The sequence below is a fragment of the Luteimonas sp. FCS-9 genome (assembly GCF_001014645.1).
Lineage (GTDB): Bacteria > Pseudomonadota > Gammaproteobacteria > Xanthomonadales > Xanthomonadaceae > Luteimonas.
The window spans coordinates 39,922-57,435 of sequence record NZ_LASZ01000010.1 but is presented as its reverse complement, the minus strand read 5'-3'; the positions used below and the strand labels follow the sequence as shown (position 1 = coordinate 57,435).

The 17,514-nt window shown below is 71.5% G+C and carries 11 protein-coding genes and 1 pseudogene; 5 read left to right on the top strand and 7 right to left on the bottom strand.

All coding sequences use genetic code 11. The features are described from left to right. The first annotated feature begins 1 nt into the window (after position 1). The gene (gltB, locus tag WQ56_RS10325) at positions 2-4,462 is read left to right on the top strand and encodes a glutamate synthase large subunit (protein ID WP_082132343.1); all 4,461 of its coding nucleotides are present in this window, start codon (positions 2-4) and stop codon (positions 4,460-4,462) included. A 121-nt stretch (positions 4,463-4,583) separates the two neighbouring features. Beyond that, positions 4,584-6,077, top strand: a complete 1,494-nt coding sequence (locus WQ56_RS10320) for an FAD-dependent oxidoreductase (RefSeq protein ID WP_047137030.1) — start codon at positions 4,584-4,586, stop codon at positions 6,075-6,077. Between the two features lie 111 nt (positions 6,078-6,188). Here WQ56_RS10320 and WQ56_RS10315 read toward each other — a convergent pair whose 3' ends face one another. Beyond that, positions 6,189-9,278, bottom strand: a complete 3,090-nt coding sequence (locus tag WQ56_RS10315; RefSeq protein ID WP_047137029.1) for a TonB-dependent receptor — start codon at positions 9,276-9,278, stop codon at positions 6,189-6,191. Positions 9,279-9,968: 690 nt separating this feature from the next. Here WQ56_RS10315 and WQ56_RS10310 point away from each other — a divergent pair. Both WQ56_RS10310 and WQ56_RS10305 read left to right on the top strand, forming a co-directional pair. Further along, positions 9,969-10,643 carry a DUF4124 domain-containing protein gene (locus WQ56_RS10310; RefSeq protein ID WP_047137028.1) on the top strand — a complete coding sequence of 225 codons (675 nt, stop codon included), beginning with the start codon at positions 9,969-9,971 and terminating at the stop codon, positions 10,641-10,643. Then, positions 10,640-11,260, top strand: a complete 621-nt coding sequence (locus WQ56_RS10305) for a hypothetical protein (RefSeq protein ID WP_047137027.1) — start codon at positions 10,640-10,642, stop codon at positions 11,258-11,260. Before WQ56_RS10310 ends, WQ56_RS10305 begins: the two co-directional genes overlap by 4 nt. A gap of 58 nt (positions 11,261-11,318) precedes the next feature. Here WQ56_RS10305 and WQ56_RS10300 read toward each other — a convergent pair whose 3' ends face one another. After that, entirely contained in the window at positions 11,319-12,095 is a 777-nt protein-coding gene (locus WQ56_RS10300; protein ID WP_047137026.1) for an SDR family oxidoreductase, read from the bottom strand. Between the two features lie 65 nt (positions 12,096-12,160). On the opposite strand from WQ56_RS10300, the gene WQ56_RS18685 reads away from it, so the two are divergent. Then, complete coding sequence (locus tag WQ56_RS18685) at positions 12,161-12,313, top strand: hypothetical protein (protein ID WP_156170501.1); 153 nt, start codon at positions 12,161-12,163, stop codon at positions 12,311-12,313. A 341-nt stretch (positions 12,314-12,654) separates the two neighbouring features. On the opposite strand, the pseudogene WQ56_RS10295 reads toward WQ56_RS18685, so the two are convergent. The 5 genes and pseudogenes from WQ56_RS10295 to WQ56_RS10275 form a co-directional block, all read right to left on the bottom strand. After that, positions 12,655-13,755 (bottom strand): annotated as a pseudogene (locus WQ56_RS10295) (GDSL-type esterase/lipase family protein); the annotation flags it as partial. Positions 13,756-13,845: 90 nt separating this feature from the next. Then, on the bottom strand, positions 13,846-14,484 hold the full coding sequence (locus tag WQ56_RS10290) for an RpiB/LacA/LacB family sugar-phosphate isomerase (RefSeq protein WP_047137025.1): 639 nt from the start codon (positions 14,482-14,484) through the stop codon (positions 13,846-13,848). 76 nt (positions 14,485-14,560) lie between these two features. Then, positions 14,561-15,316, bottom strand: coding sequence for a 2-dehydro-3-deoxy-D-gluconate 5-dehydrogenase KduD (kduD, locus tag WQ56_RS10285; RefSeq protein ID WP_047137024.1), 756 nt, complete (start codon positions 15,314-15,316; stop codon positions 14,561-14,563). 56 nt (positions 15,317-15,372) lie between these two features. After that, positions 15,373-16,221: a 5-dehydro-4-deoxy-D-glucuronate isomerase gene (gene kduI, locus WQ56_RS10280; RefSeq protein WP_047137023.1), complete on the bottom strand. Its 849-nt coding sequence runs from the start codon at positions 16,219-16,221 to the stop codon at positions 15,373-15,375. Between the two features lie 216 nt (positions 16,222-16,437). Then, positions 16,438-17,484, bottom strand: a complete 1,047-nt coding sequence (locus WQ56_RS10275; RefSeq protein ID WP_047137022.1) for a LacI family DNA-binding transcriptional regulator — start codon at positions 17,482-17,484, stop codon at positions 16,438-16,440. Between the last annotated feature and the right edge of the window lie 30 nt (positions 17,485-17,514).

The window sequence follows — 17,514 nt, the reverse complement described above, 5'->3', positions numbered from 1 at the left end:
GATGCGGGACCTCCCCCCGGCTCGGGGTCTTTACGACCCCGCCGACGAACGCGATGCCTGCGGCTTCGGCCTGATCTCACGGATCGGTGGCGCCGGCTCGCGCGAGATCGTCGACGGCGCGCTGCAGGCGCTCGCGCGCATGGCGCACCGCGGCGGCATCGCGGCCGACGGCCTGTCGGGCGACGGTTGCGGCGTGATGCTGGTCGGCGTCGAGGCCTTCGTGCGCACGCTCGCCGCCGAATCCGGGTTCCCGGCCGCCGCCTCGCGCGTTGCGGCCGGCATGGTGTTCCTGCCGCACGACGCGGCGGCCGCCGCGCGATGCCGCGAGGTCCTGTCCACGCGCCTGGGGGCGCTGGGCGTGCGCACCCTGGGCTGGCGCGAGGTGCCGCTCGACACCGCCGCGCTCGGCCGCCTGGCGCTGTCGTCGCGGCCGCGCGTGGAGCAGGTGTTCGTCGAGGCCGACGGCGACGATGCGCCGGCATTCGAGCGCGCGCTGTACCTGGCGCGCCGGCGCGCCGAGCAGGCGCTGCGCGAGGTGGAGGACTTCTACGTCGTCGGCCTGACCCCCGGCCTGCTCGGCTACAAGGGCATGGTGCTGCCGAGCCATCTCACGCAGCTGTTCCCCGACCTCGCACGGCCGGACCTGGCCGCGGTCACGGTGGTGTTCCACCAGCGCTTCTCGACCAACACGCTGCCGCGCTGGCCGCTGGCGCATCCGTTCCGCCGGCTGGCGCACAACGGCGAGATCAACAGCATCGAGGGCAACCGGCGCTGGGCGCAGGCGCGCCGCGGCGTGTGGGCATCGCCCTTGCTCGACATCGGCGAGTTCGACGCGCCGGTCACGATGCACGGCTCCGATTCGCAGACGCTCGACAACATGCTTGAGTGGCTGCTGCTCGGCGGCATGGACCTGCTGCAGGCCATGCGCATCCTGATGCCGCCGGCGACCCAGTCGCTGGAGTACAAGGACGCCGACCTCGCCGCGTTCTACGAGTACTACGCGATCAATTCCGAACCCTGGGACGGTCCGGCCGGTGTGGTGATGTGCGACGGCCGGCACGCGGCCTGCACGCTCGACCGCAACGGCCTGCGCCCGGCGCGCTGGACGCTGTCCAACGACGGCATCTTCGTGATCGCCTCCGAGACCGGCGTGTGGGACGTCGCGCCCGAGCGGGTCAAGGCCAAGGGCAAGCTCGGGCCGGGCGAGATGATCGCGATCGATCTGGCCGCCGGCACGCTGCTCGACAACGACGCGATCGACGCGGTCAACCGCGCGCGCGCGCCGTACAAGCAGTGGCTCAAGCGCGGCATGAGCTACCTGCACACCGAGCTGATCGACCCGGCGCTGGCCGCAGAACCCTTCCCGGCCGACACCCTGCTCGCGTTCCAGAAGCTGTTCCAGCTCACCCGCGAGGAACAGGAATCGGTGCTGCGGCCGCTGGCGCAGACCGAGCAGGAAGGCATCGGCTCGATGGGCGACGACGTGCCGATGGCGGCGATCAGCCAGCGCGTGCGCCCGCTCTACGACGGCTTCCGGCAGGCGTTCGCGCAGGTCACCAACCCGCCGATCGACCCGCTGCGCGAGGGCGGGGTCATGACCCTGGCCACGCAGATCGGGCGCGAGGGCAACCTGTTCCTCGACCGCGCCGAGAACGTGCACCACGTGCTGCTGAACTCGCCCGTGCTCTCGCAGCGCAAGCTGCGGCAGTTGCTCGCGCTGCCGCGCTTCGAGCAGGCCAACCGGCTGCTGCACTTGTACTTCGGGCAGGACGAGACGCTGGAGGCCGCGCTGCGCCGGCTGTGCGCCGAGGCCGAGGCCGCGGTGCGCGAGGGCGTGGAGATCCTGCTGCTGAGCGACCGCTATCCCAGGCGCGGCACCGCGCCGGTGCATGCGCTGCTGGCGACCGGCGCGATCCACCTGCACCTGGTGCGCGCCGGCCTGCGCTGCGACGCGAACCTGGTCGTGGAGACCGGCACCGCGCGCGACCCGCACCACGTCGCCTGCCTGATCGGCTACGGCGCGACCGCGGTCTATCCCTATCTCGCCTACCAGACGCTGCACGCGCTGGGCCGGCGCGGGGTGATCCCGACCCAGGCCGGCGACGAGATGCTGCAGCTGGGCCGCAGCTACCGCCGCGGCGTGCGCAAGGGCCTGCTGAAGATCCTGTCGAAGATGGGCATCGGCAGCATCGCCAGCTACCGCGGCGCGCAGCTGTTCGAGATCGTCGGCCTCGACGCCGAGGTCGTCGCGCTGTGTTTCGAGGGCACGCCGTCCCGCATCGGCGGCGCCGGCTTCGCACGCCTCGAGGCCGACGCCCGGGCGCTCGCCGCGCAGGGCTGGGACGACACCGCGCTGCCCGAGCCCGGCGGCCTGCTGCACTACGTGCACGGCGGCGAGTACCACCAGTTCAATCCCGACGTGGTGCAGGCGCTGCAGCGCGCGGTGGTCACCGGCGCGCGCGAGGACTGGCGCCGCTACTCGGGCTTCGTCGACACCCGGCCGCCGGCCGCGCTGCGCGACCTGCTGCGACCGCGCGCCGCGGCTGCGCCGGTGCCGATTGATGAGGTCGAGCCGGTCTCGGCGATCGTGCGCCGGTTCGACTCGGCGGCGATGAGCCTGGGCGCGCTTTCGCCCGAGGCGCACGAGGCGCTGGCGATCGCGATGAACCGGCTCGGCGGGCGCAGCAACTCCGGCGAGGGCGGCGAGGACCCGGCGCGCTACGGCAGCGAGCGGCGCAGCAAGATCAAGCAGATCGCCTCGGGCCGCTTCGGCGTGACCCCCGAGTACCTGATCAACGCCGAGGTGCTGCAGATCAAGGTCGCCCAGGGCGCCAAGCCCGGCGAAGGCGGCCAGCTACCGGGCAGCAAGGTCGACGCGCTGATCGCGCGGCTGCGTTACGCCAAGCCGGGCATCGGCCTGATCTCGCCGCCGCCGCACCACGACATCTACTCGATCGAGGACCTGGCGCAGCTGATCTTCGACCTGCGCCAGGTCAACCCGCAGGCGCTGATCTCGGTCAAGCTGGTCAGCCACGCGGGGGTCGGCACGATCGCCGCCGGCGTGGTCAAGGCCGGCGCCGACCTGATCACGATCTCCGGCCACGACGGCGGCACCGGCGCCAGCCCGCTGGGCTCGATCCGCTACGCCGGCGCGCCGTGGGAGCTGGGCCTGTCGGAGGCGCGCCAGGCGCTGCAGTTCAACGACATGCGCGACCGCGTGCTGCTGCAGACCGACGGCGGGCTCAAGACCGGCCTGGACGTGGTCAAGGCCGCGCTGCTGGGCGCCGACACGTTCGGCTTCGGCACCGCGCCGATGATCGCGCTGGGCTGCAAGTACCTGCGCATCTGCCACCTCAACAACTGCGCCACCGGCGTGGCGACGCAGGACCCGCGCCTGCGCGAGCACCACTACAAGGGCCTGCCCGAGCGCGTCGAGGCGTTCTTCCGCAACGTCGCCGAGGACGTGCGCGAGCATCTGGCGGCGCTGGGCGCGCGCTCGCTCGACGAGATCGTCGGCCGCACCGATCTGCTCGAGCAGCATCTGCGGCGCACGCGCGACCACGTCGACATCGACCTGTCGATGCTGCTGCGCCGCGATCCCGACAAGCCGCTGGCCTACTGCGGCGCGCCGGCGCTGCAGGCGCCGCCCGACGGCCTGGCCGCCGCGCTCGATGCGCGCGTGTCGAAGGCGATCGAGCGCGGCGACGGCGGCACCCACGACTTCGAGATCCGCAACACCGACCGCAGCATCGGCACGCGCCTGTCGGGCGCGATCGCGCGGGTGCACGGCAACACCGGCATGGCCGACAGGCCGCTGACGCTGCGCCTGCGCGGCACCGCGGGCCAGAGCCTGGGCGCGTTCAACGCCGGCGGCCTGCACCTCGAGCTCGAGGGCGAGGCCAACGACTACGTCGGCAAGGGCATGGCCGGCGGCCGCATCGTGCTGCGCCCGCCGGCCGGCAGCGCGTTCGAGTCGCGGCTCACGCCGATCCTGGGCAACACCTGCCTGTACGGCGCGACCGGGGGCGAGCTGTACGCCGCGGGCCGCGCGGGCGAGCGCTTCGGCGTGCGCAACTCCGGCGCGGTCGCGGTGATCGAAGGCGCCGGCGACCACTGCTGCGAGTACATGACCGGCGGCGCGGTCGCGGTGCTGGGCCGCACCGGCCTGAACTTCGGCGCCGGCTTCACCGGCGGCATCGCCTACGTGCTCGACCTCGACCGCGATTTCGTCGACCGCTACAACCACGAGCTGATCGACATCCTGCGCGTCACCCCCGAAGCCTTCGACAACTACCGCTCGCACCTGCGCGACCTGATCGAGGCCCATGCCCGGCTGACCGGCAGCGCCTGGAGCGCGCGCATCCTCGACGAGTTCCGCGACTTCGTCGGCAAGTTCTGGCTGGTCAAGCCCAAGGCCGCGAGCCTGGCGGCGCTGGCCGAGGACCTGAGGCGCGCCGCGTGAGGACGATCCGCTTCTGTAGGAGCGCGCTTGCGCGCGATCGGGCTTTACCGGTAGAGCTTCTTCGCGCGTCCCCGAACAGGGGATGCCAGCACAAGCGCCGCTCCTACAGGGGAGATTTGCGATGAAACACGACATCTTCCGCTTCCTCGAGGAACCGCGCGAGATGCCGGCGCGGGTGCCGCTGGCGCTGCGCACGGCGGGCGACTGGAACGAGCTCTACGGCGGCTTCGGGCCATCGGAAGCCGAGCACCAGGCCGACCGCTGCCTGGACTGCGGCAACCCGTACTGCGAGGCCAAGTGCCCGGTGCACAACTACATCCCCAACTGGCTCAAGCTGGTGCAGGAAGGGCGCGTGCACGAGGCCGCGGCGCTGTGCCACGAGACCAACCCGCTGCCGGAGATGTGCGGCCGCGTGTGCCCGCAGGACCGGCTGTGCGAGGGCGCGTGCACGCTGGAGGACGGTTTCGGCGCGGTGACGATCGGCGCGGTCGAGAAGTACATCGTCGACACCGCGTTCGCGCAGGGCTGGCGGCCGGACCTGTCGAAGGTCGTGGCCACCGGGCGCCGCGTCGCGGTGATCGGTGCCGGCCCCGCCGGCCTGGCCTGCGCCGACCGGCTGGTGCGCGCGGGCATCGGCGCGGTCGTGTTCGACCGCTACGAGCAGATCGGCGGGCTGCTGCAGTTCGGCATCCCCAGCTTCAAGCTCGACAAGGCGGTCATCGCCCGGCGACGCGAGGTGCTCGAAGGCATGGGCGTGACGTTCCGGCTCGGCGTCGAGGTCGGGCGCGACGTCGCGCTCGCCGCGCTGCTGGAAGACTTCGACGCGGTGTTCCTGGGCACCGGCGCCTACCGCTACACCGATGGCGGCTTGGCCGGCCAGGACCTGCCCGGCGTGCTGCCGGCGCTGCCGTTCCTCGTGCACAACGGCCGCATCGTCACCGGCGGCGACACCTGGGGCCGGCCGATCGCCGGCTGGGAGGACACGCTGACGCTGCCGAAGCTTGCCGGCAAGCGCGTGGTCGTGCTCGGCGGCGGCGACACCGGCATGGACTGCGTGCGCTCGGCCATCCGCCTGGCCGCGGCCAGCGTGACCTGCGCCTATCGCCGGGACGAAGCCAACATGCCCGGCTCGGCGCGCGAGGTCGCCAACGCGCGCGAGGAAGGCGTGCGGTTCCTGTTCAACCGCCAGCCGCTGGCGATCGAGGCCGACGCGGCCGGGCACGCGGCCGGCGTGCGCATGATCGAGACCCGGCTCGGCGAACCGGACGCGAACGGCCGCCGCGCGGCGGTGCCGGTCGCGGGCAGCGAGTCGACGCTCGAGGCCGACGTGGTCATCATCGCATTCGGTTTCTCGCCGGTGGTGCCGGCCTGGCTCGACCCGCACGGCATCGAGGCGCAGGGCACCGGCAACGGCCGCATCCGCGTCGGCGGCGAGCGCCGGCTGCCGTACCAGACCGCGCACGACCGGGTGTTCGCCGGCGGCGACGCGGTGCGCGGCGCCGACCTGGTCGTCACCGCCGTGCAGGAGGGCCGCGACGCGGCCGCAAGCATCGCCCGCATGCTGCGCCGGCAGGCCGGCGGAGAGATCGCGCGGTCGGCGCTCGACGCGATCTGATCGGCCGGGCCCGCACGCCCGGCGACGCGGCCGCGCAGGGGCCCGACGCCACGCCGCAACGAAGAACGGGGCCCGAAGGCCCCGTTGTCCGTTGCGTCGATGCAGCCCGCCTCAGAACTTCAGGCCCAGCTCCACGGTCAGCGTGCGCGGGAAGTAGAAGACCCCGGCGTTGCGGTTGACCGACACGTAGCCGGTGTCGAGCTGGCCGTCCTGGCCGAAGTAGTTGTTGGCGCCGTCCGGACCGCCGTAGACGTAGCTGTCGAAGTTCTTGAAGTTGAACGCGTTGAGCAGGTTGACGCGCGCGGTCAGGCGCGTGTCGCCGGCCAGCACGAACTCCTTGGTCGCCTGCAGGTCCACGGTGCGGTAGCTGAAGATGTCGCCACCGACCAGGAACCTGCCATTGCCCGGCGGCACGAAGCCGACGAGCTGGCAGGTCGAACCGTCCCAGCCGTCCGCGCCGTAGCAGGCCACGGTGTTGATCGGATTGGGGGTCTCGAGCACGAGCTTGGCGCCGTAGGTCACGCCCCACGGCCCGTCGACCGAGGCCGAGGCCGACAGGCGGTGCTTGGGCTGGTTGCTCGACTTCACGAACGGGAAGTACTGCAGCCGCGCCTTGTCGAAGTAGTCGAACTGGCTGTCGTTGTTGCGGCTGTTCTGGCGCGCCTGGGTGTGGGTGTAGGCGATGTTGGCGCCCCAGCCCGATGCCTTCGTGTACGGCTTGTCAGCCGACAGCAGGATCTGCGTGCTGCGCTGCTCGACGCCGTTGTCGCCCAGGATCACGCCGCCGAAGCCGGTCGGCACGCGGTCGGACGCCCCCCACGGCGGGCCACCCGTCTCGCCGAAGAAGTCGCCGTCGGGATAGCGGTTGCCCAATGTGTAGCCGAACCCGTCGCGGGCGAGGATGCGCTGCACGGTGACGTCGGTCAGCCACTCGCCCACCTGGTTGCTCATGCCCAGGCTGAACTGGTCGGTATAGGGCGTCTTGAGGTCGTTGTTGAGCAGGTACGCCTCGGCCGCGTTGCGGGCGCCGCCGATCCCGGCCAGCACCTCCGAGCCGCCCGTGAACGCCGGATCCCACGCCACGCAGGACGGTCCGGAGAGCGTGAGGCACTGGCCGGTCGCCGGATCGGCGAACTCCAGGCGCACCTGCGAGATCGAGCCCTTGTGGCGCTCGAACGCGAGATCGCGGAACAGGTTGCGGTCGTAGGACCGGCCGGCGCCGCCGTGGATCACGTGGCGCTCGTCGGCGCCCAGGTCGTAGGAGAACCCCACGCGCGGGGCCCAGGCGTCCTTGAAGTTCTCGCGGTTGCCGCCGGTGCTGATGTAGTCGAGCGGGTTGATCGCATTGATGCCGCCGTTGATCCAGCGGTCGACCCAGCGCTGGCCGGGGTTCTGCGGATCGGCGGCGTAGAGCGCGTCGACGAACGCCTGCGGCGTCACGTGATCGGTGTAGGCCGGCACGTCCTCGTAGTCCCAGCGCACGCCGAAGTTCAGCATCAGGTGGTCGTTCACCTGCCAGTCGTCCTGGATGTAGAACCCGTACTGCTTGGCCGAGGTCTGCACGACCGGCGTCAGCCCGGGCGTCTCGAACGGCGCGATGAACACCACACGATAGGGCTGCGTGGCGAGTTGGCCGGTCGCCGCGTCGACCTCCCATTCGAACTGCGGATTGACCGCCACGCCGTCGCTCGATTCCAGGTCGATGTCGCGGTAGTTCACGCCCACCTTGATGGTGTGCTCGCCCTTGAATTCGAAGCTGTTGAAGGTCAGGTCGTTCTGCAGCGACCAGCCCTTCTGGCGCTGCGCCTGCTGGCTGAAGCCGCTGGCCGGACCGACCTGCAGCAGCGTGGCTTCCTGCACCGTCGGGATGCGGTTGATGACCTTGTAGCTGATGCCGTTGCCGTAGGAGACCGGCAGCCTGGAATTCTGCGAATCCTGCTGGCTGACGGTCAGCTCGTTGTAGAAGCTCTGGCCGTAGTGCATCCACTTGAGGTTGACGCGCTTGTCCTCGTTGATGCGCGCATCGCCGTGCTCGGGCGTGCTGACGCCGCCGACGTTGCCGACCACGTCCTCGTCGCGGTATTGGCCGCTCAGCTCCAGGCGGTCGTTGTCGCCGATGTCCCAGCTGAGCTTGGCGAAGTACAGGTCCTCCTCGAACGGCAGCGTGGTCGCACCGTAGTAGCTGCGCAGGTTCTCGGGCAGGCGCAGGTAGGCGTCGCCGGATGCCGCGTCGGGCTGCACCGAGCGCGCGTAGACGTTCTCCTTGCCCTCGTAGGCGACGAAGAAGTGCATGCGGTCCTCGACGATCGGACCGCCGAACGCGAAGCCGTATTCCTTGACCTGCGAGTCGTCCTTGTCGGCCTCGTCGGGACGCTTTGCGCGCATGCGCTCGTTGGTGAAGCGGTAGAACATCTCGCCTTCGAACTCGTTGGTGCCCGAGCGCGTGGCCGCGGTGATCGCCGCGCCGCTGACCTGGCCGTACTCGGCCTTGTAGTTGGAGGTGATGACCTTGTACTCGCCGATCGCCAGCTGCGGGAACGGGTTGCCGGGACTCTCGTTCTGGCCGGCGACGCCGCCCTGCTGCACGTAGCTCTTCTGGCTCACGCCGTCGATGTAGAGATTCGACGAGCTGGTGTTGGTCGCGCCGGCGCGCAGCGTCGCGCGCCCCTGGGCGTCGATCTTGAACTGCATGCCCGGCACGGTGTCGGCGAACTCGAGGAAGTTGCGCGTGGCCTGCGGCAGCTGCTGGATCTGGCGCAGCGAGATCGTGTTGCCGACCTCGGGCGTGCGCACTTCGCGCAGCGCCGGCGCGGTGACGGTCACGCCGCCGATGTCGGTGACCTCGCCGCTGGCCGGGGCCTGCGCGGCCGCGCCGACGAGATCGAGCGTCACGGACGAGGCCACCGACACGGTGACGGTCTCGCTCTGGCCGCCGGCCTCGACACGGTAGGTGCCCGGCGGCAGGCCGGCGAGCGTGTAGGCGCCGTTGGCGTTGGTCTGCACGCGGCGCACCGCGCCGGTGGCGACGTTGGTCGCGGTCACCGTGGCGCCGGCCTCGGCACCGGCCTGCGTGGTCACCTGGCCGCGCAGCGTGGCGCTGGTGGACTGTGCGAAGGCGGGCGCGGCGACGGCCAGGCAGCCGGCCAGCGCGCAGGCCAGCAGGGCGGGTTTGGGAGCGTGCGGCGAACGGGTAGCGTTCATGACATCCCCTCCAGGGGCTTTTTCGGTAGTAGGAAAGAACAGGACAGCGACGTGGGACGAGACAGCGGAACGGCGAGTCCGTGCGCAGGCATGCGCCGGTGCGGGACCGGTGCATGCGGAAACGGGAAACGGCCCGGACCATCGGCGGGCCGGCGACCGGACGTGCGCTGCGCGCGGCAGCGGGCGTTGCGGACCGGACGACGCCGACGCGCCAGACTCCAGGACGTCGCGGGAAAGAGCGCCGATGCGTGTCCGCATCCGCTCCAGGCCGGATCGGTCTCCACCGATCGCGCAGGCCACGGGGCGCGCTGGGGCGCGTCGCGGCGAACGCCGGAGACCGCGGCATTCGCCCGCTCGCCGGATCCCGGAAGGCGGACGTGGGTCACGATCCGGCGCGCATCGTAATCCCACCGCACAGGCGCGTCCATCGGCCGGCGGCCCCGCGATCGGGCGCCTGTCGCCCGGCCACGCGCAGTGCGGCGCGCCGCCCGCGGCGGCACGTCCGATCCAGCGATTCGCCGCCCCCTCGGCGCCGCGGCATCCGCTTTTCCACCCCAGCCATCCGCGAGGCCCATTCATGCGTGGCGCGGACGCTAACACCGCATGAAATCGATTACATGCTGCAGCGCAGCAGAGACCGCGCGTCCGCGGGCGGTTTCGCGCGCCGGCACGGCGTCGCATCATGGCGGCATGCGCCTCGTCCCGAGCCTCCTCGTCCTGACCGCATGCGCCGCCGGCGTCTCGTCCCCGGCCGCCGCCCGCGACGACGTCGTCGTGTACCGGTGCACCGATGCGCGCGGGCAGGTCGCGCTGCGCGACTCGCCGTGCACCGACGGCCATCGCCAAGAGGTGCGCACGATGACGCGCCCGGTCGATGCGGTGCCGGCGCCGCGACCGGCGGTGCCGGCGACGACCGCGGCAGCCGCACCCGCGCCCCCGCCTCCGCAGGTCGTCGTGGTCCGCCCGCCGATGCCGATGTACCGCTGCGTGCGTCCGGACGGCAGCCAATACACCAGCGATTCGTCGGAGGGCAATCCGCGCTGGGTGCCGCTGTGGACGATGGGCTACGGACCACCGCGACGGGGGCCGTCGACGCGGATCGGCGTCGAGGCCGGGACCGGCGGCGGCCGGCTGGATGTCGACATCGACGCCCGCAGGCCGGTGCGCGGCGGCTACGGCGGCGCCGGCACCTGGATCCGCGACGACTGCCGGCCACTGCCGCAGGCGGAGGTCTGCAGCCTGCTCGCCGACCGCCGCGAGGAGATCCGGCGCCGGTTCTTCAACGCGCAGCCGAGCGAACGCGCGCGACTTCGCGGCGAGGAGACCGCGATCAACGCCCGCCTCGGCCAGGACTGCGGGCGATGAGCGGGCACGCCACCCGCGCCGCGGCCACGGCGCTGCTGGCGGCGTTCGCCGTCGGCGCGGCCGCCGCCGACACCGTCATCTACCGCTGCACCGATGCCGACGGCGCGGTGACGTTCCAGAACGGCACGCCGTGCGCGGCGGGGCAACAACAGCAGCGCCGGGTCGTCGAGATCGCGGCACCGATGCCCGCCTACGTCGCGCCCACCCGCCCGGCACCCGCAACGACGCCGCGCGCCCCTCGCGACGCGCCGGCCGCCCCGTCCGTCGATCCCTCGGCCATGCTCGCGCCGCCGCCCCCGCTGTACGCCTGCCGCAGCTACGACGGCCACATCGCATGGCGCGAGGAGGCCGCGCCGCCCGCACGCTGCCGGCCGATGCAGACGGTGGGCATCGGCGGCCTGCCCGGCATGGGCGCCGGCCAGGCCTGCGAACGCGTCGAGGACACCTGCGAGGCGGTGGCTGCCGACGCGCTGTGCGAGGCCTGGGACGCCCGGCTGCGCGAGGCGGAATTCCGCTGGCGCTACGCCGACCGCGCCACCGCCGACGCGTTGCGGCAGGCCTACGAACGGCTGCGCGCGCTCCGCGACGGCAGCACCTGCGCGGCCGACGCCACCTGAGCGCCGCCGCAGCACAGCCCGCGGCGCCGGCGCGCCGCCTCGCGCGATACGCCGGGCCTCAGAAGCCGTAGCGCAGGAACCCGCCGTCGACGGCGATGCATTCGCCGGTGATGTAGCCGGCGGCCGGCAGGCACAGGAACGCAACCGCCGCGGCCACTTCCTCCGGCTCGCCGATGCGGCCCATCGGGGTGCGCAACAGCACCTCGTCGAGATAGTCGGGATCGGCCAGCGGCCCGGACGTGCGCCGGGTGCGGATGTACCACGGCGCGACCGCGTTGACGCGCACGCCGTCCTCGGCCCATTCGGCGGCGAGGTTGCGCGTCATCTGGTGCAACGCGGCCTTGCTCATGCCGTAGACCACGCCGGTGCGCACGTGGGTGATGCCCGAGACGCTACCGACGTTGACCACGCTGGAACTGGCGTGGCGGGTGAGCAGCGGGTGCGCCAGGCGGGTGAGTTCGAACGCGCTGAACACGTTGATCTCGAAGATCTCGCGCCACTCGTCCTCGCCGTACTCGGTCGCCGCGCGCGGTACGTTGCCGCCGGCGTTGTTGACGAGGATGTTCAGCCCCTCGCCCTGGTCCTCGACCCAGTCGAGGATCTCGCCGCGCTGCTCTTCGTCGACGACGTCGGCGATCAGCGCACGGACGTCGGCCTGCGGAAACTCTTCCAGCAGTTCCTCGCGCGTGGCCTCGAGTGCGTCGCCATTGCGGCCCACGATCAGCACCGTGGCGCCGAAACCCGCCAGCTCGCGCGCGATCGCCCGCCCGATGCCGGCACTGCCACCGGTGACCAGGGCACGTTGCCCGTCCAGGCGCCAGCGCTGCGGATCCATCGACACGTCCTCGATTCGACTGCGCGTAGGATACCGCCGAGCCTGCCATCGGGGAGACCGCCACGATGCCGACGTTCCGCCGCTTTGCCCCGACCGCGAGCCGCCTCCGTCTGACGATGTGGGTCACGGCGCTGCTGCTCGGCCTCGCCGCCTGCACACCACCGCCCGACGCGCCCACCGAGAAACCCACCGAGCCACGCGCAGCGCCGACACGCTGACGCGAAGGGCGCCCCCATCCCAGCCTTCCCCCGTTCTACGGGGGAAGGAGCGGCGCGGCGCGGCGACTCAGCATCCCGCGATCTCACTCCCCCGCTCGCGAGGAGAGTCGACGCCGGCACCGCCGACATAGCGTGAGGAAGGAGCGGCGCGGCGACTTGGTGCGCCGCGATCTCACCTCCCCCGCCCGCGAGGAGGGCGACGCCGGCTCCGCCGGCGCAGCGTGGGGAAGGAGCGGCGCGGCGACTCAGCTTGTCGCGATCCCACCTCCCCCGCCCGCGGGGGAGGTCGACGCGCAACGCGCGTCGGGTGGGGGCACGGGCCTGTCCCCGCAATCCCTCAGCCGCACCGGCCGGTACACGATGAAGATCACCAGGTCTTCGTCGCCGACCTGGTCGAGCGCATGGCGGTCGCCGTCGCGGGTCAGGATCGCATCGCCCGGGCCGACCTCGCGCACGGTGTCGCCGAGCACCAGTCGCCCGCGGCCCGACAGCACGTAGTAGATCTCGTCCTTGTCGTTGACGTGGTCGCCGATGGTCGCGCCGGGATGCAGCGCGCGCTTGCGGAACACCAGGTCCAGGCCGGTGGCATCGTCGAAGAACGGATACGCCGTGGTCGTGCCGAGCCCGTCGTGCGGGCCGGGCTGTTCGATCGCGATGTGGCGCTCCTGCACGACGACCGATGGCGACACCGCCGCTGCGGCCGGTGCCGGCAATGCCTCGCACTCGGCCGCGGTCACGGGCTTGACCGGCGCCTCGGCATCGATGCCGCGCCAGCCGGCCGCGACGAGGCAGGCGATGGCATCGGCACCGGCCTCGCTGAAATGGGTGCCGTCGGCCTTGCCCTGCGTCAACATGAAATAGGGCTTGGCGCCGTCCTCGCCATGCGCGCGGATCCAGTCGCTGGACGCGGCATCGAGATCGATCAGCGCCACGCCCTCGCGGGTCGCCAGGTCCCGCATTGCCAGCGTGTAGCGGCCATGCGTGTCGAGCAGCGAACGGAAGTCGTAGAGCATTCGGGCGGCCGGGGTGATCAGAACCGGCGTGGCGCCGCGCGTGCGCGCGACCTCCACGAAGCGCCGCAGCAGTTGCGGGTAGTCGGTCGCAGGATCGGTGTAGCGCGCAGTGTCCTCGCGCCTGGCGTCGTTGTGGCCGAACTGGATCAGCAGCACGTCGCCTGCGCCGATCTCGCGGGCGATCGCGTCGAGCCGGCCTTCGTCGATGAAACTGCGCGTGCTGCGCCCGCCCACGGCGTGGTTGCGGACTTCCCAGCCGTCGGCGGTCCAGTCCGGCAGCTTCTGGCCCCAGCCTGCCTGCGGCGCGCGCTCGGGACCGTATGTGGCCGCGGTGGAATCGCCGGCGATGAAGATGCGATGCGCTGCGGGGGGCGCGGCGAGCGCGGTGCCCGCAGCACCCAGGAGCAGCAGCGACAACAGACGTTTCATCGTGAGGGCGCTCCGCCGGAAATCGGGGACGAACCGCAGGCCGCCGCGCCCTGGCGGCGGCCTGCGTCGTGCGTTGGTGTCGCGCGGGGCTTACCGGCCCAGCACGCCCTTGACGTAGGCGACGATGGCCTCGTCCTTGGCGTTGTCGAAGAACGCCTTCTGGAAGCGCTCGCCGCCGACGGCCTGCTTCACGAGTTCCTGGTCGATCGCCTTGAGGCCTTCGACGAAGTCCTTCGACGCGCCCTTCTTGACGTCGGCCAGGATGCCGGCGTTGGTCATCTGCGATTCCTTGCGCTCGGCCGGGTAGCCCTGTCCGCGCTCGCCGTCGAACGCCTTCTCGAAGATGTAGCGGATGTTGATTTCCGCGCCCCAGCCGTAGCCCTTGGCGAACGGCAGCGCCAGCGCGTTGCCGTTGTTGACCTGCGCGAACAGGAAGGCGTCGGTCGGCTCGATGCAGTAGCCGCAGTAGACACCCGGCCAGGCATTGAGCGACATCATCGCGCCCTGGCCCGTGCCGCAGCCGGCGACGACGAAATCGACGGCCTTGGCGTTGAGCAGCAGCGCGGCGCAGATGCCCAGGTGGATGTAGGTCAGGCGGTGGTCGTTGTCGCCGTCCATGCCGACGTTGAAGACCGTGTGGCCGCGATCGGCGGCAACGGTCTGGAGCTGTTCCAGCACGACCGGGTTCTTGGCGGCCTGGCTGAATTCCTGCATCAGTGCGATTTTCATTGCGTGTCTCTCTTGCGTGTTCGAAGGGAAGCGCGGCGGGCCCGCCGTGGCGGACCCGCCGGAAAACGGGCGTGGATCAGCGCGCCAGCCAGCCGCCGTCGACCGGGATCACCGCGCCGTTGACGTAGTCGGAGGCCCGGCTGGCGAGGAACACCGCCGTGCCGCCCAGGTCCGACGGCTCGCCCCAGCGACCGGCCGGGATGCGCTCGAGGATGGCCTGGTTGCGGGCCTCGTCGGCGCGCAGCTGCGCGGTGTTGTCGGTCGCCATGTAGCCGGGGGCGATGGCATTGATGTTGATGCCCTTGCCGGCCCACTCGTTGGCCAGCAGGCGGGTGATGCCGGCGATGCCCGACTTGCTGGCGGTGTAGGACGGCACGCGGATGCCGCCCTGGAACGACAGCATCGAGGCGATGTTGATGATCTTGCCGCCGCCGTTGGCGATGAAGTGGCGGCCCACGGCCTGCGACAGGAAGAACGCCGACTTGATGTTGACGTTCATCACGTCGTCCCAGTCCTGCTCGCTGAAATCGACCGCGTCGGCACGGCGGATCAGGCCGGCGTTGTTGACCAGCACGTCGAGGCGGCCCAAGCCATCGAGCGTCTCGCGCAACACGCGCTCGACCGGCTCGATGCTGATCAGGTTCGCCTCGATGGCGACGAAGCGCCGGCCCAGCGCCTCGACCTTGGCCTGCGTCTCGCTCGGCGGCTGGATGCCGGCCGCGGCGATGTCGGCGCCGGCCTGCGCCAGCGCCAGCGCGATGCCCTGCCCCAGCCCGGTGTTGGCGCCGGTGACCAGCGCGACCTTGCCTTCGAGGCTGAACGGATTCGTCATGGTGGAACTCTCCTGTGGAGCGGTGGCGGGATGCCGCGCGCGGCGCGGCGGAAACGTCACTTGAGCTGGCAGATGTCGAGCACGTGCATGTCGGTGTAGTCGAGGTTCTCGCCGCCCATGGCCCAGATGAAGCAGTAGTTCGAGGTGCCGGCGCCCATGTGGATCGACCACGGCGGCGACACGACCGCCTCGCCGTCGGCGACGACGATGTGGCGCTGCGCGTGCGGCTCGCCCATGAAGTGGTAGACGCGCTCGTCGGCACCCAGGTCGAAGTAGAAGTAGACCTCGCTGCGCCGGTCGTGCAGGTGCGGCGGCATCGTGTTCCAGACGCTGCCGGGCTTGAGGATCGTCAGGCCCAGCAGCAGCTGCGAGGACGCGCACGTCGCCGGCACGATGTACTGGTAGATCGTGCGCTCGTTGCTGGTCGCAAGCGATCCGCGCTCGAGCGGCACCGCGTCGGCGATCGAGATCTTCTTCGTCTCGAAGCGCGCGTGCGCGGGCGTGGACGCCAGATAGAACTTCGCCGGCGTGGCGGCGTCATCGGACGCGAACACGACCTCCGCGCTGCCCATCGGCACGTACAGCCCGTCCCTGGGCGCGAGCGCGTACGCGGTCCCGTCGACGGTTACCGTGCCGGGACCGGCGCCGACGTTGACCACGCCCAGTTCGCGGCGCTCCAGGAACGGCCGTCCCGCCGCCGAGGCCGGCTCGGTCTGCACCGGCAGCGCGACCGACTGCGACACGGGCGCCGCACCGCCGATCACGAAGCGCTCGTAGTGCGTGTAGCTCAGGCGGATCGCGTCGTCGGCGAACAGACCGTCGAGCAGGTACAGATCGCGCAGCGCGTCGTTGTCGATGCCCTGCATCACCCCGGGATGGGTGGCGTGATAGGTCTTCTGGTACATGGCGGCTCCGAGCGGCGGTACGTCGGGAACGGGCATTCTAGGTCTTTCGGTAACCGGTGTCATACCGCGCCGCCGCAAACCGGTTCGGCAGCGCGTCCGATGTCGTGTCTGGGAAGCGTCCGGCCCCGAAAGGCGCGCCGGGCACCGGCCCCGACGCACGCCCCGGGGCGCCGCCGTCACCCGCCCGCGGCATCCGCCCGGGCACGGGATGGCGCCCTAGCCGGGCGGCTGGCAGGAGTCGCGGACCACCAGGTGCGGCCGCACGCTCGCCAGCTGACGCGGCGCGCCTTCGGGCTGCAGCAGCATCGCCGCCGAGATCCGGCCGGTGTCGCGGGTGTCGCGGCGCACCGAGGTCAGCGGCGGCCACAGCCGCGAGGCCAGCGGGCTGTCGTCGTAGCCCACGACCGACAGCTGCCGCGGGATGCTGATGCCGGCGCGCATCGCCACGCGATAGACGCCGGCGGCCATCTCGTCGTTGCCGCAGAAGATCGCCGTCGGGCGCTTCTTCGCGCCCAGCAGCTTCTCGGCCGCGGCCACGCCCGACTCGAACGTGTAGCCCGCCTCGACGATCCGGGCCTTGGGCAGCACCACGCCGCGGCGCTCGAGCCCGGACACGAAGCCGGTCGAGCGCTCGATCGAGGAACGGTAGTCGCGCGGCCCGGTGATCATCGCGATGTCGCGGTGCCCCAGCGACTGCAGGTAGTCGGCGACCTCGGCCGCGCCGTCGTGGTCGTGGGTGACGACCATGCGCTCGGGCGCGTCCATCGACACCGCGGCGATGCGCACGTAGCGGCAGCCGATCTCGGCCAGCATCTCGGCCAGCGCCTGGTCCTCGGACACGCGCGGCACCAGCATCACGCCGTGCAGCTTCTGCTGTTGCACGAAGCGGCGCACGCCGTCGATGTAGTTCGGGCTGCGGCTGTCGCAGGGGTGTACGACCAGCTCGTAGCCCGAGTCGCGCAGCGTGTCGAGCGCGCCGTACTGCATGTTGACGATGAACTGCGCGGTCGGGTTGTCGTAGACCATGCCGATCAGGAACGAGCGCCGGAACGCCAGGCCGCGCGCCAGCGGGTCGGGCACGTAGCCGACCTCGCGCATCAGCGCCTCGACCTTCTCGCGCGTGTCCTGCCGCACCAGAGGCGAGTGGTTGATGATGCGCGAGACGGTCTTCTTCGACACGCCCGCCAGGCGGGCGATGTCGTTGATCGTGGCCGCGCGCTGTGGCGTGGCGCCGCTCCGGGCTGTGGTCTTCTCTGCGGGCATCCGTGGTCCCCCAGGGGCCGGTTGTCGTGC

Coding starts and splice junctions, on each gene's coding strand:
- gltB (WP_082132343.1), top strand. CDS start 2: ATGCGGGACCTCCCCCCGGCTCGGGGTCTTTACGACCCCGCCGACGAA.
- WQ56_RS10320 (WP_047137030.1), top strand. CDS start 4,584: ATGAAACACGACATCTTCCGCTTCCTCGAGGAACCGCGCGAGATGCCG.
- WQ56_RS10315 (WP_047137029.1), bottom strand. CDS start 9,278: ATGAACGCTACCCGTTCGCCGCACGCTCCCAAACCCGCCCTGCTGGCC.
- WQ56_RS10310 (WP_047137028.1), top strand. CDS start 9,969: ATGCGCCTCGTCCCGAGCCTCCTCGTCCTGACCGCATGCGCCGCCGGC.
- WQ56_RS10305 (WP_047137027.1), top strand. CDS start 10,640: ATGAGCGGGCACGCCACCCGCGCCGCGGCCACGGCGCTGCTGGCGGCG.
- WQ56_RS10300 (WP_047137026.1), bottom strand. CDS start 12,095: ATGGATCCGCAGCGCTGGCGCCTGGACGGGCAACGTGCCCTGGTCACC.
- WQ56_RS18685 (WP_156170501.1), top strand. CDS start 12,161: ATGCCGACGTTCCGCCGCTTTGCCCCGACCGCGAGCCGCCTCCGTCTG.
- WQ56_RS10290 (WP_047137025.1), bottom strand. CDS start 14,484: ATGAAAATCGCACTGATGCAGGAATTCAGCCAGGCCGCCAAGAACCCG.
- kduD (WP_047137024.1), bottom strand. CDS start 15,316: ATGACGAATCCGTTCAGCCTCGAAGGCAAGGTCGCGCTGGTCACCGGC.
- kduI (WP_047137023.1), bottom strand. CDS start 16,221: ATGTACCAGAAGACCTATCACGCCACCCATCCCGGGGTGATGCAGGGC.
- WQ56_RS10275 (WP_047137022.1), bottom strand. CDS start 17,484: ATGCCCGCAGAGAAGACCACAGCCCGGAGCGGCGCCACGCCACAGCGC.